18 protein-coding genes are annotated in these 15,145 nt (G+C 73.7%); 17 read left to right on the forward strand and 1 reads right to left on the reverse strand.

Annotated features, from left to right (window positions below; genetic code table 11):
- The first annotated feature begins 17 nt into the window (after positions 1-17).
- The 9 genes from GA0070612_RS14785 to GA0070612_RS14825 all read left to right on the forward strand — a co-directional run bounded on the left by GA0070612_RS14785 (position 18) and on the right by GA0070612_RS14825 (position 8,855).
- Positions 18-794: a hypothetical protein gene (locus GA0070612_RS14785; protein WP_088988418.1), complete on the forward strand. Its 777-nt coding sequence runs from the start codon at positions 18-20 to the stop codon at positions 792-794.
- A 10-nt stretch (positions 795-804) separates the two neighbouring features.
- Entirely contained in the window at positions 805-1,110 is a 306-nt protein-coding gene (locus GA0070612_RS14790; RefSeq protein WP_088988419.1) for a DUF167 domain-containing protein, read from the forward strand.
- 45 nt (positions 1,111-1,155) lie between these two features.
- Positions 1,156-2,655: a potassium/proton antiporter gene (locus GA0070612_RS14795; protein ID WP_088988420.1), complete on the forward strand. Its 1,500-nt coding sequence runs from the start codon at positions 1,156-1,158 to the stop codon at positions 2,653-2,655.
- A gap of 226 nt (positions 2,656-2,881) precedes the next feature.
- Entirely contained in the window at positions 2,882-3,301 is a 420-nt protein-coding gene (locus GA0070612_RS14800) for a TraR/DksA family transcriptional regulator (RefSeq protein ID WP_088988421.1), read from the forward strand.
- 64 nt (positions 3,302-3,365) lie between these two features.
- Complete coding sequence (gene lspA / locus GA0070612_RS14805) at positions 3,366-3,983, forward strand: signal peptidase II (RefSeq protein ID WP_088988422.1); 618 nt, start codon at positions 3,366-3,368, stop codon at positions 3,981-3,983.
- Positions 3,980-4,924 (forward strand): RluA family pseudouridine synthase, encoded by a 945-nt coding sequence (locus GA0070612_RS14810; RefSeq protein WP_088988423.1) that lies wholly within the window; start codon positions 3,980-3,982, stop codon positions 4,922-4,924. The genes lspA and GA0070612_RS14810 overlap by 4 nt, the downstream gene beginning before the upstream one ends.
- 42 nt (positions 4,925-4,966) lie before the next feature.
- On the forward strand, positions 4,967-5,995 hold the full coding sequence (locus GA0070612_RS14815) for a hypothetical protein (protein WP_088988424.1): 1,029 nt from the start codon (positions 4,967-4,969) through the stop codon (positions 5,993-5,995).
- 95 nt (positions 5,996-6,090) lie between these two features.
- Entirely contained in the window at positions 6,091-7,839 is a 1,749-nt protein-coding gene (locus GA0070612_RS14820; RefSeq protein WP_408630549.1) for a MinD/ParA family ATP-binding protein, read from the forward strand.
- Between the two features lie 251 nt (positions 7,840-8,090).
- Positions 8,091-8,855 carry a DUF2567 domain-containing protein gene (locus GA0070612_RS14825; RefSeq protein WP_231924637.1) on the forward strand — a complete coding sequence of 255 codons (765 nt, stop codon included), beginning with the start codon at positions 8,091-8,093 and terminating at the stop codon, positions 8,853-8,855.
- On the opposite strand, the gene GA0070612_RS14830 is transcribed toward GA0070612_RS14825, so the two are convergent.
- The gene (locus GA0070612_RS14830) at positions 8,770-9,474 is read right to left on the reverse strand and encodes an LON peptidase substrate-binding domain-containing protein (protein WP_088988427.1); all 705 of its coding nucleotides are present in this window, start codon (positions 9,472-9,474) and stop codon (positions 8,770-8,772) included. The two genes, GA0070612_RS14825 and GA0070612_RS14830, sit on opposite strands and share 86 nt — an antisense overlap.
- A 106-nt stretch (positions 9,475-9,580) precedes the next feature.
- On the opposite strand from GA0070612_RS14830, the gene hisD reads away from it, so the two are divergent.
- The 8 genes from hisD (at position 9,581) to GA0070612_RS14870 (ending at position 15,126) form a co-directional block, all read left to right on the forward strand.
- Positions 9,581-10,903, forward strand: coding sequence for a histidinol dehydrogenase (gene hisD / locus GA0070612_RS14835; protein ID WP_088988428.1), 1,323 nt, complete (start codon positions 9,581-9,583; stop codon positions 10,901-10,903).
- A 76-nt stretch (positions 10,904-10,979) separates the two neighbouring features.
- A complete protein-coding gene (locus tag GA0070612_RS14840) occupies positions 10,980-12,068 on the forward strand; it encodes a histidinol-phosphate transaminase (protein WP_088988429.1) in 1,089 nt (362 codons plus the stop codon).
- 99 nt (positions 12,069-12,167) lie between these two features.
- A complete protein-coding gene (hisB, locus tag GA0070612_RS14845) occupies positions 12,168-12,779 on the forward strand; it encodes an imidazoleglycerol-phosphate dehydratase HisB (RefSeq protein ID WP_088988430.1) in 612 nt (203 codons plus the stop codon).
- Positions 12,780-12,837: 58 nt separating this feature from the next.
- The gene (locus GA0070612_RS31845; protein WP_167393628.1) at positions 12,838-13,011 is read left to right on the forward strand and encodes a hypothetical protein; all 174 of its coding nucleotides are present in this window, start codon (positions 12,838-12,840) and stop codon (positions 13,009-13,011) included.
- Positions 13,008-13,640 (forward strand): imidazole glycerol phosphate synthase subunit HisH, encoded by a 633-nt coding sequence (gene hisH / locus GA0070612_RS14855; RefSeq protein ID WP_088988432.1) that lies wholly within the window; start codon positions 13,008-13,010, stop codon positions 13,638-13,640. Before GA0070612_RS31845 ends, hisH begins: the two co-directional genes overlap by 4 nt.
- A gap of 36 nt (positions 13,641-13,676) precedes the next feature.
- Positions 13,677-14,000: a hypothetical protein gene (locus GA0070612_RS14860; protein ID WP_088988433.1), complete on the forward strand. Its 324-nt coding sequence runs from the start codon at positions 13,677-13,679 to the stop codon at positions 13,998-14,000.
- Between the two features lie 14 nt (positions 14,001-14,014).
- Positions 14,015-14,740 carry a bifunctional 1-(5-phosphoribosyl)-5-((5-phosphoribosylamino)methylideneamino)imidazole-4-carboxamide isomerase/phosphoribosylanthranilate isomerase PriA gene (gene priA, locus GA0070612_RS14865; RefSeq protein WP_088988434.1) on the forward strand — a complete coding sequence of 242 codons (726 nt, stop codon included), beginning with the start codon at positions 14,015-14,017 and terminating at the stop codon, positions 14,738-14,740.
- Complete coding sequence (locus tag GA0070612_RS14870) at positions 14,737-15,126, forward strand: RidA family protein (protein ID WP_088988435.1); 390 nt, start codon at positions 14,737-14,739, stop codon at positions 15,124-15,126. The genes priA and GA0070612_RS14870 overlap by 4 nt, the downstream gene beginning before the upstream one ends.
- Positions 15,127-15,145 lie beyond the last annotated feature (19 nt).

The raw sequence follows: 15,145 nt of genomic DNA on the forward strand, positions 1-15,145 counted from the left end.
CGCGGCGGGGGTGAGCCGTGATAGTCGCAAGTCTCCTGCTCATCCTCGTCGCGGTGGTCCTCCTGGTGCTCGGCCTGGCCGGTGGGTCCAGCTTCCTGTTGATCATTTCCATCGCGGCCAGTCTGCTGGCCGCCGTGGCGTTGGTGGTAGGCGCCCGCCAGGCAGCCGCCAACCGCGCGACGGCGGATCCCGGCCGGACCAGCCCGCGGCAGCCCGACGTTCCCCGCATGGCCGGCCAGGCCACGGGTTCCGCGTACGGGCCGCCGCCGGCCGAGCCGGAGATACCGGTCCAGCACGTACCCACGACGGTTGGCACCGGCGGCACCGGGTGGCGGCAACCACCCGAGCCGCCGGTCGACCGTGAGCCGCGGTTCGGCTCTGCGGCGGAGCCGCCGGTCGGCTCTGCGGCGGAGCCACCGGTCGACCCCGGTGCCGACGAGGTGCCGCCGTTCGACGACGCGGCACCGTTCGTGACTGCGGCCGACGGTGCGTCCTCTCCCGTCCGGCCCGTCAGCCCCGCCTCGGCGACCGCGACGTCGACCGACGACGCCTACCGCGCCGACGAGCCGGCCGAGCAGCCGGTCACCCCCGCCGAGGCGGCCCGGGTGGCGCGACTCCCCGACGCTGTCCAGGTGGTCGACGGTCACCCCCGCTACCACCTCGCCAGTTGCCCGTACCTCGCCGGTCGGGTGCCCGAGGAGCTGCCGGTCGCCGAGGCCGTCGAACTCGGGTTCACTCCCTGCGCGCAGTGCGCGCCGGCCACCGCCCTGCTCGCCGACGTCCGTCCGATCTGAAGCGACGTCGGTGCCCGCGCAGGAGACGCTCACCGTGGCGGTACGGGTGAAGCCCGGAGCCTCCCGGGACCGGGTGGGCGGACGTTTCGACGGTCCACACGGGCCGGCCCTGGTGATCGCGGTGCACGACCCCGCCGTCGACGGGCGGGCGACCGAGGCGGCCCGTCGGGCGTTGGCGGCCGCTCTGGGTATCCGGCCGGCGGCGGTGTCCCTGCGCGTGGGCGCGGCCAGTCGGGACAAGCTCTTCCTCGTCGACCGGCCCGCGCCGGAGCTGGCCGCGCTGCTGCGCCGACTGCGCGACGGATCCGCCGAGTGAGGAACGCCCGGGCCAGGCAGCCGTGACGCCCGGGTTGGTCCCACCGTGACGCCCGGGTTGGACGTCGCGCTGCTGCTCGGTGCGGCAGTGCTGCTCGTCGCCGTGGGCGCGGTGCGACTCTCCACCCGGCTCGGTGTGCCCAGCCTCCTCGTCTACCTGGCGCTGGGTGTGGCGATCGGCGAGGGCGGGCTGGGTATCCGCTTCGACGACGTCGACCTGACCCGGGCCCTCGGCTTCTGCGCGCTGATCGTGATCATCGCGGAGGGTGGCCTCACCGCCCGATGGAGCACCCTGCGACCGGTGCTCGGGCTGGCCTCGGCACTCTCCACGGTCGGCGTCGTCGTGAGCATCGTGGTGGTCGGTGTCGCCGTACACCTTCTCCTGGGGTTGGACTGGCGGTTGGCCCTGCTCTACGGGGCGGTGCTGTCGTCCACCGACGCGGCGGCCGTCTTCGCCACCCTGCGCCGGCTGCGGTTGCCGCCCCGGCTGGTGGCGACCCTGGAGGCCGAGTCGGGCATGAACGACGCCCCGGTGGTGCTGCTGGTGGTGCTGCTGTCCCACGAGGGTTGGGCGCATCCGTGGTGGTACGAGGTCGGGCTGGTCTGCTACGAGCTGGGCGTGGGCGCGGCGGTGGGTGTGGGTGCGGGTGTCGCCGGCGCCTGGGCGCTGCGTCGGGCGGCGCTGCCGTCGGCCGGTCTCTACCCGATCGCCACCGTGGGCATCACCGTGTTGGCGTACGCCGCCGGGGCGGTGCTGCACGCCTCGGGGTTCCTCGCCGTGTATGTGGCCGGGGTGCTGCTGGGCAATGCCCGGTTGTCGCACCGGCAGGCGATCCTCGGTTTCGCGGACGGGCTGGCGTGGCTCGCCCAGATCGGGCTGTTCGTGCTGCTCGGGTTGCTGGCCTCGCCGGGTCGCCTCGACGCGGCGGTGCTTCCCGCCGTGGTCGCGGGGCTTGCCCTGGTGCTGCTGGCCCGGCCGTTGTCGGTGGCCGTCTCGGCGCTGCCGTTCCGGGTCGGCCTCCGTGAACAGGCGTTCCTGTCCTGGGCGGGGCTGCGCGGGGCGGTGCCGATCGTGCTGGCGACCATTCCGCTCTCCGAGCGGGTGCCCGGTGCGGAACGTCTCTTCGACGTGGTCTTCGTGCTGGTAGTGATCTTCACGCTGGTGCAGGCCGGGGCGCTGGGGCCGTTCGCCCGCTGGTTGCGGGTGACCGCGCCGACCGAGGCCGCCGAGATCCATGTGGAGACCGCTCCGCTGGAGCGGATGCGCGCGGACCTGCTCCAGGTGGAGGTGCCGCCGGGCTCGCGGTTGGCCGGCGTGCACGTCGACGAGCTGCGGCTTCCGCCGGGCGCGTCGGTGACGCTGGTGCTGCGCGACGGGGTGGGATTCGTGCCCGCGCCGGACACCCGGCTGAAGACCGGCGACAGCCTGCTGATCGTGGCGACCGCCGGGGTGCGGGACGCCGCCGAGCGGAGGTTGCGGGCGGTCAGCCGACGGGGGCGGCTGGCTCGGTGGTTTGGCGAACACGGGGATGAAGTGCCTGGTTGATCTGCTAGCGTTCCCTTTGCCCCAGTTGAGCATGGTTAGGGGCTGTTAAGCGGTGCGACGGTGCGGCACGTTGTCGGACGCCTGTACGTTCCGTATTCTTGCGAACCTCCGGAGTGCGCGGCCATCGTCGCCGCGCGCCCCTTTTCGTCCATGAGGGGACGCCGTGGTCGGCGCCCCTGACCAGGATGCCGCGAACCACGCGGCTCCCCGGCCGAGGGAGCGACCCATGGCTAAGCCAGCCGACACCAGGACCGCCGGACGTAAGCCGGTGGCCAAGGCCACCCGGAGCGCGGCGGAGACCGAGAAGATCCGGGCGGCGTTGGCGGCGCGGCGGGACGAGCTTCGTGCCGAGTACGATCAGACGCTGAGCGAGATCACCGAGCTGCAGCGCGATCGGCTGACCGACTCGGCCGGGGACGACCAGGCCGACACGGGCACCAAGACGCTCGAGCGGGAGCAGGAGATCTCTCTCGCCAACAGCATTCTGGAACGGATCACGCAGGTGGAGCGCGCGTTGGAGCGCCTCGACGAGGGTGGTTACGGCTGGTGCGAGCGGTGCGGCAACCCGATCCCGGTCGAGCGCCTCGCCGCATTCCCGTCGGCCACCCAGTGTGTGACGTGCAAGCAGCTGGAGGAACGGCGCTGAGGTCCGTTCCCCGGCGGCGATGAGACGGTGAGCGATCACCGCCGAGACTGTCGATGGGGAGCGCATGACCGCAGCACCGTCCGCCGAGCCCGGCCGCACCGATCCGGGCGGCGGCACACGCCGACCCCGGGCCGTCGCGATCCTCGCCGGAGTCGCCCTGGTGGCCCTGCTGGCCGACCTGGTCACCAAGCACCTCGCGCTGGCCGCGTTGACCGACCGGGAGCCGGTCCGTCTGCTCGGCGGGTTCGTCTACCTGAGCCTGACCCGTAACAGCGGCGCCGCCTGGAGCATCGGCGCGGACCACACCTGGGTCTTCCCGCTGATCACCATCGGTGTGGTCGGCTGGATCGTCTGGATGGCCCTGCGACTGCGCTCACTGCCCTGGGCGATCTCCCTCGGCCTGGTGCTGGGCGGCGCGCTGGGCAACCTCGTCGACCGGATCTTCCGGGCACCGTCCCCCTTCCACGGGCACGTGGTCGACATGATCAGCCTCTTCGACCCGTACGGCCAGGTCTGGCCGGTGTTCAACCTGGCGGACAGCTCGCTGGTCTGCGGCGTGCTGCTGGCCGTGCTGTTGGAGCTGACCGGCCGCCAGCGCGACGGCCGACGCGCCGGCCGCGACGGCGACCCGACCGGGACGGACGCCCCCCAGGGCGCCGCCGAGCAGCAGGAGCGGGCATGACCTCCGCATTCGCCGCTGGCGGCGACCACCGTTCCCTGCCCGTGCCGGACGGCCTCGACGGCATGCGACTGGACCAGGCCGTGTCCCGCCTGTTCGGGCTCTCCCGCACCGCCGCCGCGGCCCTGGTGGATGCCGGGGACGCGCTGGTCGACGGCAGCGCCCGGCCGAACTCGCACAAGGTCAAGGCCGGCTCCTGGCTGGACGTCACGCTGCCCGCCCCGGTCGCGCCACCGACCGTGGTGCCCCAGGCGGTGCCCGGGCTGCGGGTGGTCTACGCCGACGACGACATCGTGGTGGTCGACAAGCCGGTGGGAGTGGCGGCCCACCCCAGCCCCGGATGGACCGGCCCGACGGTGATCGGCGGCCTCGCCGCGATCGGGCACCGCATCTCCACGAGTGGTGCCGCCGAGCGTCAGGGCGTGGTGCACCGGCTCGACGTGGGGACCACCGGCATCATGGTGGTCGCCAAGAGCGAACAGGCGTACACGGCGTTGAAGCGGGCCTTCAAGTACCGCGAGGTGGACAAGGGTTACCACGCCGTGGTGCAGGGCCACCTGGACCCGCTGCGCGGGACCGTGGACGCGCCGATCGACAGGCACCCGACCCACGACTACCGCTGGGCGGTGGTGTCCGGCGGCAAGCCGAGCATCACCCACTACGACACCCTTGAGGCGTTCCCGGCGGCGAGCCTGGTCGACGTCCGGCTGGAGACCGGTCGGACGCACCAGATCCGGGTGCACTTCTCCACCCTGCGGCACCCCTGCGTGGGTGATCTCACCTATGGCGCCGACCCCACCCTCTCGGCCCGTCTGGGCCTGGCCCGACAGTGGTTGCACGCCCGCGAACTGAGCTTTTTGCACCCCCGAACGGGGGACGAGGTCCGGTTCGTCAGCGACTACCCTGACGATCTGGACCGCGCGCTCCAGATCCTGCGTGACTGAGCGGCGACCGCCCGACACCGATCCGACGAGGGGATCCCGCCCGTGCGCGCCGGCAACCTGCTGCGGCAGCTGGACCAACGGCTGCTGCCGCCGCTGACCCGGGCCGTGGCCCGGCTGGGCGACCGGTCGGCGCGGTCCGGGGTGCTCACCTGGGCCGCGGTGCTCTCCGCCGCGGCGGTCCTGGGCACCGCGGTCTGGGCTGTCGACGACGCGCCGGTGGGTGACCGGACGGTGGGTGAGGTGACCCGGGTCGGCGTCACCGACGGTGATTCCGTCCCCGGCTACCTGCGGTCCGCCGCCGCCGACCTGGCCGGGCTCCCCGCGTCCGCCCCGTCCACGGGGAGTGGCACGTACGCGCTGGTCACGCTTACCGATTACCTGCCGCCGCAGCGTCTGTCGGCGGTGCTCGGCGACGTCGGGGTCTCCACCGTCTTCGGGCGGGTGCCGCTGCCCGGACGGCAGACCGAGATCGTCCGCATTCCCGCGCTACGGGTGCCCGACGACGTGGTCGCCGGGATGGAGGAGGTGGCGGCCCGCAAGGCCGCCGAGGCCGCCGACTACCGGGCCCGGGCCGCGGCCGTCGACGGTGCCGGCGCGGGCGAGCGGGAGCTGCGGGAACGCTACGTCAGCGGGGCCGAGGTGGCGACCGCCGAGGCGGCGGCGTACCGGACCGGCTGCGCCTGCGTCTACGCCGCTGTGGTGCGGGCGGCCCCGCAGGTGTTGCGGGGTGTGGCGGCCCGCCCGGACGTCCGGGCGGTCGACCCGGCCCCCGAGGTGTACCGGCTGGACCGCACCGTCTTCACGCCACCACTGCCCGAGCAGCGCGACGTGGTGCGCCCGCCGGCCGACACCGGGCCGAGTCCGGCGTCGGCACCGGACGATGCCGTGGAGTCCACCCCACCCGCGCCCGCGCCGCTGGCGTCGGTGGGCGAATCGTCGGAACCCGCACCGGTCGTCACGATTCCGTCACCCACGCCGTCGTCCGCCGAGTCGACCGAGCCGCCCCCGCCGAGCGTCGCCACCTCCCCGGACAGCACCGGTGCCGAATCCCCGGCACCCGCGTCGTCGTGATCTGCGTCGGCTGGTGTGCGCTCTGAGGTGTGGTCCGAATAGGGTTTGGTTCGTAGCCTGTCAGACGGAGATCGATGGCGCTGGGAGGGCGGGCCGTGGAGGGCAGTGAGACCGGCTGGGGCCGGCCGGCCGAACCAGCGCCGCGGTGGCGTGCGTTGTTGGACCGTGCCCGGCTGGGCGGTCGCGGCGCGGAGCAGACCGAGCCGGAGCGGCGTGCCGACGACGCGCCACCTGACCCGCTGCCCCGGCGCGCGGCCCCCAACGGCTACGCGGGGCGGGCACCCGCCATCGGGCATCCCGCAGATCTGTCGTACGGCGCGGAGCCCGACTACCGCGCCGAGGCGACCTACCGCGTCGACCCCGCCTACCGGGCCGAGCCGGACTACCGCGCCGAGCCGGCGTACCGCTCGGACCCCGCGTACCGGTCCGAGCCGGACTACCGGTCGGACCCGGCGTACCGCGCGGAGCCGGGTTACCGGGCCGAGCCGGGGTACCGGCCGGAGCCCGACTATCGGGCCGAGCCGGCGTACCGTGCGGAGCCGGCCTATCGCCCGGAGCCGGGCTTCCGGGCCGAGCAGGGCTTCGGGGCCGAGCAGGGCTTCGGGGCCGAGCCGGGCTTCGGGGCCGAGCCGGGTTACCGGGGTGAGCCCGACTATCGGGCGGAGTCGGCGTACCGCGCGGAGCCGGGGTACCGGGCGGATCCGGGCCAGCGGATCGAGCCGACGTACCGGACCGAACCCGAGCCGCCGCCGGCCGTCCCCGACCCGGGTCCGTCGCGGTACGCGTTGCTGGACAACGGTTACCGGCCGGGCGACCCGCCGGTGGAGTCGCGGTACGCCCTGCTGGAGACCGGCTACCAGCCGGAGACCGGCTATCCGGTCGCCGTGCCGCAGCCCTCACCACCCGCAGCGCCGATCGCCCCACCGCCCGTCGCCCCGCCGCCGGTCGCGCCTCCGCCGGTCGCCCAACCGGTCGGCTCGGCGGTCGTCGAGCGCTCCTACCCGGCCCGGATCGAGTGGCGCTCGCAGGGCATCGACGAGCAGGAACGGGCCAACGGGGTGCTGCGACGGGATCTGGGCACGCCCCGGGTGCTCGCCTTCGCCAACCCGAAGGGCGGGGTGCACAAGACCACCGCGACCGTGCTCGCCGCCGCCACCGTCGGCAGCGTACGGGGGCAGGGCGTGCTGGCCTGGGACGACAACGAGCTGCGCGGCACCCTCGGTCTGCGCGCCGGCAGTGCCCGGCACGCCCGGACGATCCGGCACCTGGTCACCGACCTGGCCCAGATCGAGATCCTCGAGGGCGAGACCCTGCTGGGTCGGCTGGACGACTACCTGCGGCACGCCTCCGACGGTTCGTACGACGTGCTGGCCGGTGAGGAGAGCCCGCGCTTCGCCCAGCGACTGGACCAGTTCACCGTCCGGCGGGTGCTGGAGCTGCTACGGCGTACCCACGACGTGGTCTGCGTCGACACCGGCAACAACGTGGAGAGCCCCAACTGGCGCACCGTGATGCAGGCCGCCGACCAACTGGTGGTGACCACCGTGCCGCGGGAGGACGCGGCGTTCAGCGCGGACTGGATGCTCGACCTGCTGCACGAGGAGGGCATGGGCGAGCTGGCGGACAACGCCGTCACCCTCATCTCCTGCCCGACCCCGGGTCGCTCGCCGTTGCAGGACGACCTGGAACGGCACTTCGCCACCCGTACCCGTGGAGTGGCCGTGGTGCCCTACGACCCGGCGCTGGAGACCGGGGCGTCGATCGAGTACCACCAGCTCCAGCCGGAGACCCGGCAGGCGTGGTTGCGGGCGGCGGCGATGATGGTGGAGCCGTTCGCCCGGTGAGCTGGTCTGCCGCCACCGGAGCCCCGGCACTCGACCGGGCCTGAGAGGATCATCGGGTGAGCCCGGACTACCCCGATCCCACGCGGCCCGTCGGCGAGCCCGACCGCCCCGCGCCGCCCCGCACGCCAGGCGCGACCTCGCCGGAGGCTGAGCGGTCGTCCGGGCCGCAGCCGGACGCCGGGCCGCAGCCGGAGGCCGGGTCACAGCCGGAGGCCGGGTCGCGCCCGGAGGCCGGGTCACAGCCCGGGGACGTGTCGCTGCCGGGGACCGTGCCACCGCCGGACGCCCCGCCGGCGACACCGCAACACGGGTACGGTCCGGGCGACGCCCCCGCCTCGGCGGCGTACCAGAGCTCGTTGGAGTTGAGCTTCGACGAGCCGCGTCGTCCGCTGCGTACCGTGGCGACGGTGCTGGCCAGCGTGCTCGCCGTGGCCGTCCTGGGGGTGCCGTTCGGGCTGCTCTGGGCCGGGCTCGCGCCGGACACGCCGGTGCTCAAGACCGCCGAGGGGGCGATCTACGCCGACCCGCAACCGGAGCAGCCGATCGCCGCCGACGGGTGGTTCAGTCTGCTCGGGCTGGCCTTCGGGTTGCTGGTGGCTCTCGCCCTGTGGTTCGCGCTGCGACGTCGGCGCGGCCCGGTCGGGCTGCTCGCCGCGGTGCTCGGCGCGTTGGCCGCCGCGCCGGTGGCCTGGCAGGTGGGACGGCGGATCGGATTGGCCACCTTCGACCGGCTGCTGGCCACCGCCCCGGCCGGGCAGGCCTTCACCAAACCCGCCGACCTGCGGGCCGGCGGGGTCGACTGGCTGCTCGGTGTCCTCCCGGTGCCGCACGGCAACCTGCTGTTGCCGGCGTTCGGCGCCGCGATCACGTACACACTGCTGGCGGGCTGGTCACGGTGGCCGGGCCTGCGCCCGGAGCCCGAGCCAGGGCTCAGTTGGGTGTCGGCGGGGACGCCAGTTCCGCCAACGGCACCGGAACCGCCCGCACCTGACGCAGCAGAGCCGCCTCGCGGTTGAGCAGCCGCAGCTCGGCGCGGAGCCGCGCGGCGGTGTCGTCGATGGCCAGCAGCCGCTGCCGGTCGTCCACGGTGAGCGCCGCGGTCGCCGCCACCAGATGGGACAACACCGTCGGATCCTCCGGCAGTTGCTCGGAGATCTCCTCCGGGTCGGGGCGGATCAGCCCGAGGTACTGCCGGAACACCGCGATCACCCGGGCGGCCAACAGGTCGGCGACCTCGTCGGGCCCGGAGGGATCGGGGAGCCATTCGACGTCCGCGGTCAGGTAGGGAGCCGCGTCCTCGTCGACCTCGGCGATCCGGAACCGGCGGCGGCCGACAGTGACGATGTCGAAACCACCGTCGGCCAGTTCGGTCACCTGTCGCAGCTCGGCGGTGCAACCGACCTCGTGCAGGGTGACCTGGCCGACGCCCGCCGTCGCGCGGGCGCCGGGACCGGCGGGCGCGACCTCCCAGCCAGCCTGGATGGCCACCACACCGAACTCGCGGGGAGCGCCCTCGGGCAGGTCGACGAGGTGTCGGACCAGCGCCCGGTAGCGCTCCTCGAAGATGTGCAGCGGCAGCACCAATCCGGGAAAGAGCACCGTTGCGAGCGGAAACACCGGCAGCCGTGCGGTCACGTGGTCGAGCCTAACCAATCTCGTCCCGGTGGGCGTGGCCCGGCTCACCGTCCCGGCGTACGGGCGGCTCGGGTGCGCCGCGGGCGGGCCGCCTAGACTCGCAAGGGTGCTGAACCGGATCGACCTGCGCAACGGTCTCGGAGACCCGCGCCGCCTGCTGCCCCGTGCCCAGCTCGACGTGTCCGTCGCCGTCGAGCGGATCCGACCGCTGGTGGAGGCGGTCCGCGAGCATGGTTACCCGGCGATCCGGGAGGTCAGCGAGCGGTTCGACGGCATCTCGCCGGAGGTGCTGCGGGTGCCGGTCGAGGCGATCGCCGAGGCCGAGGGGGTGCTCGACCCGAGCGTGCGCGCCGCGCTGCTGGAGTCGATCAGCCGGGCCCGTCGGGTGCACGACGACCAGCGGCGCACCGACCACGTCACGCAGGTGGTGCCCGGCGGCACTGTCACCGAGCGGTGGCTGCCGGTCGACCGGGTCGGCCTCTACGTGCCCGGCGGCCTGGCGATGTACCCGTCGACGGTGGTGATGAACGTGGTGCCCGCCCAGGCGGCCGGTGTGCGGTCGCTGGTGGTGGCCAGCCCGCCGCAGAAGGACAACGGCGGCCTGCCCGACCCCCGGGTGCTCGCCGCGTGCGCGCTGCTCGGCGTCGACGAGGTGTACGCCGTCGGCGGGGCCCAGGCGGTGGCGATGCTGGCCTACGGCGCGGCCGTCGACCCGTTGGGTGAGCTGCGGTGCGACCCGGTCGACCTGATCACCGGCCCGGGCAACATCTGGGTGACCGCCGCCAAGCGGCTGCTGCGCGGCGTGGTCGGCATCGACGCCGAGGCCGGGCCGACCGAGATCGCCATCCTGGCCGACGACACCGCCGACCCGGCGCACGTGGCCGCCGACCTGATCAGTCAGGCCGAACACGACCCGCTGGCGGCGAGCGTGCTGGTCACCCCGTCGCTGGCGCTCGTCGAGTCGGTGGAGCGGGAGTTGGCCCGGCAGGTGTCGGCGACCAAGCACGTCGAGCGGGTGACCACGGCGCTGACCGGCGAGCAGAGCGGCGTGGTGCTGGTCGACGATCTGGAGGCCGGGCTGCGGGTGGTCGACGCGTACGCGGCCGAGCACCTGGAGATCCAGACGGCCGACGCCCGGGAGTGGGCGCTTCGGGTGCGCAACGCCGGGGCGATCTTCGTGGGCGCCTGGTCGCCGGTGTCACTCGGCGACTACTGCGCCGGGTCCAACCACGTGTTGCCGACCGGCGGGTGCGCCCGGCACTCCTCCGGGCTGTCGGTGCAGTCGTTCCTGCGCGGCGTCCACCTGATCGAGTACACCGAGGCGGCGCTGCGTGACGTCGCCCCGCACGTGGTCACCCTGGCCACCGTCGAGGACCTGCCCGCACACGGCCAGGCGGTGCAGGCGCGCTTCCCGGGAGCGTCGACGTGAGCGAGCGCAGCGAGCGAACCGGCTGGCTCAGTCGACTGGTGCCTCAGGCCGCCCCCTCGCGAAGCGGGGAGGCGGCATGAGCAGTCTCGACGACCTGCCGATCCGGGACGACCTGCGAGGGCTGTCGCCGTACGGGGCGCCGCAGCTGGACGTGCCGGTGCGGCTCAACACCAACGAGAATTCCTACCCGGTGCCGGAGCCGGTGGTCGAGGCGATCGGCAAGGCGCTCGCGGCCGAGTTGCGCGAGTTGAACCGCTACCCGGACCGGGACGCGGTGGCGCTCCGCGCCGACCTGGCCGCATATCTCGGGCACGGGTTGACCGTCGAGCAGGTGTGGGCGGCGAACGGCTCCAACGAGATCCAGCAGCAGTTGCTCCAGGCGTTCGGTGGGCCGGGGCGCAGCGCCCTCGGCTTCGTTCCGGCGTACTCGATGCATCCGTTGCTGGCCCTCGGCACCGGCACCCGGTGGGTGCCCGCCGCGCGTGGCGTCGACTTCGGGTTGACCGTCGCGGAGGCGGTCGCCCAGGTCCGCGAGCACCGACCCGACGTGGTCTTCCTCTGCTCACCGAACAATCCGACCGGCACGGCACTGGACCCGGCGGTGATCGCCGCGGTGCTCGACGCCGCGCCGGGCATGGTGGTCGTCGACGAGGCGTACGCCGAGTTCGCCCGGCCCGGGACGGTCAGCGCCCTGGCGGTGCTGCCCGGCCACCCGCGGCTGGTGGTCAGCCGCACGATGAGCAAGGCGTTCGGCTTCGCCGGTGGGCGGCTGGGTTACCTGGCCGCCGATCCGGCGGTGGTGCAGGCGGTGCAGCTCGTCCGGCTGCCGTACCATCTGTCCACGCTCACCCAGGCCGCCGCCCGTGCGGCGGTGACCCACCGCGACGCCCTCCTCGGTACGGTGAACGCGATCATGGCGCAGCGGGACCGGATCGTGGCGACGCTGCGGGAGCGCGGGTTGCGGGTCGCCGACAGCGACGCCAACTTCGTGCTCTTCCGGGTGGGCGGCGACCAGACCGTCGTCTGGAAGGCCCTGCTGGCCCAGGGCGTGCTGGTCCGGGACGTCGGTCTGCCCGGCTGGCTGCGGGTGACCGCCGGCACCGCCGTCGAGACCGATGCCTTCCTCACCGCAATGGAGACAGTCACGTGGGAGCGCGAGGAGTGAGCTTGCGAGCCCCGCAGTCGCGAACCGGCAGGCCCGGTGAGCGCGAGGAGTGAGCCGGTTTTGCGAGCCCCGGAGTCGTGAACGAAAGGTTGCACAGCGATGAGTCGGACCGCCCGGGTGGAGCGGATCACCAAGGAGACCAGGGTCCTCGTCGAGATCGACCTCGACGGCACCGGAGCCGCCGAGATCAGCACCGGCGTGGGCTTCTACGACCACATGCTGCACCAGATCGCCCGGCACGGCGGCTTCGACCTGACCGTGCGCACGGTGGGTGACCTGGAGATCGACGCGCACCACACCATCGAGGACACCGCGCTCGCCCTGGGCGCCGCGTTCGACGAGGCGCTGGGCGACAAGGCCGGCATCCGACGGTACGGTTCGGCGACGGTGCCGATGGACGAGGTGCTGGTCCGGGCCGCGGTGGACCTGTCCGGTCGGCCGTACGTGGTGCACGACGAGCCGGTGCTGGCGCCGTACATCGGGCCGGTCTACGCGACGAGCATGACCCGGCACATCTGGGAGTCCTTCGGGCAGGCGGCCCGGGTCACGCTGCACGTCGACGTGCTGCGGGCGGCCCGGCCGGGCGGCCACCCGGACGCGCACCACGTGGTGGAGGCGCAGTTCAAGGCGGTCTCCCGGGCGTTGCGCGAGGCGACCTCGATCGACCCGCGCGCCGCCGGCGCGATCCCCAGCACCAAGGGCGCGCTCTGATGAGCGCGAGGAGTGCAGCGGAGCGGAGCCCCGCAGTCGCGAATGGCGGGTGGAACTGATGGGCGCCGCGTTGCCGACGTTGTTGCTGATCCTGGCCGGGGTGCTGGTGGGTGGCGCCTGGTCGCTGTACCGCCAGGGTGCGCCGAAGGGCGTGGTGGGCATCACCGCGCTGCTCGCGGTGCTCGCCACTGTCGGTGGGGTGCTGTGGCTGTTGCCGGGGCAGGACGCATGAGCGCCGTGGTGGTGCTCGACTACGGCTCGGGCAACCTGCGCTCGGCGGAGCGGGCACTGGCCGCCGCCGGCGCGGACGTGCGGGTGACCGACGACCTGTCCGCCGCGGCCGCCGCCGATGGTCTGGTGGTGCCGGGGGTGGGCGCGTACGCGGCGTGCATGGCCGGGATCGAGGCGTTGGGCGCCGGCCCGGTGATCGCCGAGCGGGTGGCGGCCGGTCGGCCGGTGCTGGGGATCTGCGTGGGCATGCAGGTGCTCTTCGAGTACGGCGAGGAGCACGGTGTGGTGACCAAGGGCCTCGGGCTGCTGCCCGGTGGCGTGACCCGGTTGGCCGCCACGCGGTTGCCGCACATGGGCTGGAACACGGTCCGGGCGTCCGGTACGTCGGTGCTCTTCGCCGGGTTGTCGGAGCGGAGCCGGTTCTACTTCGTCCACTCGTACGCCGTGGGTGACGCGGCGGCGCTGGCTGCCGCCGGTGCCACGGTGACCACCGCCCATCACGACGTCGATTTCGTCGCCGCCGTGGAGCGGGGGCCGTTGTCGGCCGCCCAGTTCCACCCGGAGAAGTCCGCCGACACCGGTGCCGCGCTGTTGCGCAACTGGCTCGCCACGCTGCCCAGCGGTGGTTGAGCGTCGTCGCCCGGTGCCCGGCGCGGGGGCGTCGCGGTGAGCCGGGAACGGGCCCGTCGGCGGGCGGAGCGGGAGGCGGAGCAGGCCCGGGAGCGCGCGGTCCGGCAGCGGCAGGTGGCTCGCCGGCAGCGTCGTCGCGCGCTGGTCCGCCGGTTGACGCCGCAGCTGCGGCGGGGCCGTTCGGGCCGGCTGGCCCGGCACAGCCGTGGTGAGCGGGCCGCGATCGTGCTGCTCACCGGCGCGGCGCTGATTCTGATCTGGGCGCTCGTCGACAATGTGGCGTTGCGTGTCGCGCTGATCGTGCTGTTGCTGCTCGTACTGCCGGCGATCGTGGTGATCGCCCTGGACCGTCGTACCTGATCGAGGAGAAGACGTTGAGCCTGACCCTGTTACCCGCCGTGGATGTCGCCGACGGCCGGGCCGTCCGGCTCGTGCAGGGCGCCCTCGGAAGCGAGAGCGTCTACGGCGACCCGTTGGACGCGGCGCTGGCCTGGCAGCAGGACGGCGCGGAGTGGATCCACCTGGTCGACCTGGACGCGGCGTTCGGGCGGGGCACCAACGCGCACCTGCTCGCCGAGGTGGTGCGCCAGTTGGACGTGAAGGTGGAGCTGTCGGGCGGTATCCGCGACGACGAGTCGCTGCGTGCGGCGTTGGGCACCGGTGCGGCCCGGGTGAACATCGGGACCGCGGCTCTCGAGGACCCGGTCTGGTGTGACCGGGTGGTCGGGGAGTACGGCGACCGGGTGGCCATCGGGTTGGACGTGCGGGGACAGACCCTGTCCGCGCGTGGGTGGACCCGGGACGGCGGTGACCTCTACGAGGTGCTGGAGCGGCTGGACAAGGCGGGCGCGAGCCGGTATGTCGTCACCGACATCACCAAGGACGGCACGATGCGCGGGCCGAACCTGGACCTGCTGCGTGAGGTGTGTGCGCGTACCGACCGGCCGGTGATCGCCTCCGGGGGTGTGTCCACGCTGGACGACCTGCGGGCGTTGGCGACCCTGGAGACGGTCGGGGTGGAGGGCGTCATCGCCGGTAAGGCGCTCTACGCGGGCGCTTTCACGGTGGCCGAGGCGCTGCGGACGCTGGCCGAGGCGTGACTGTCACCCGGCTGGGGTCGGGTGGGCCGTGGGAGCAGAGTTTCGGTTACTCCCGCGTGGTCCGGGCCGGTGACCGGGCCTGGACGGCGGGCTGCACGTCGACGGTGGACGGTCAGGTCGCGCACGTCGGTGACGCCGCCGCGCAGACCGCGCAGGCGTTGCGGATCGGTCTGGACGCGTTGGCCGAGGTCGGTGCGGAGCCGGGTGACGTGGTCCGGACCAGGCTGTACGTGACCGACCGGCTGCACGCCGACGAGGTGGGCCGGGCGCACAACGCGGTCTTCGGAGCGGTCCGGCCGGCGGCCACCCTGGTGGTGGTGGCCGGCCTGTTGGACGCGGAGCACCTGGTCGAGGTGGAGTTGGAGGCGTACCTCGACGATCGCTGAGGTGTGTCCGGCCGAGCCG

This window comes from Micromonospora chokoriensis (assembly GCF_900091505.1).
Taxonomy (GTDB): domain Bacteria; phylum Actinomycetota; class Actinomycetes; order Mycobacteriales; family Micromonosporaceae; genus Micromonospora; species Micromonospora chokoriensis.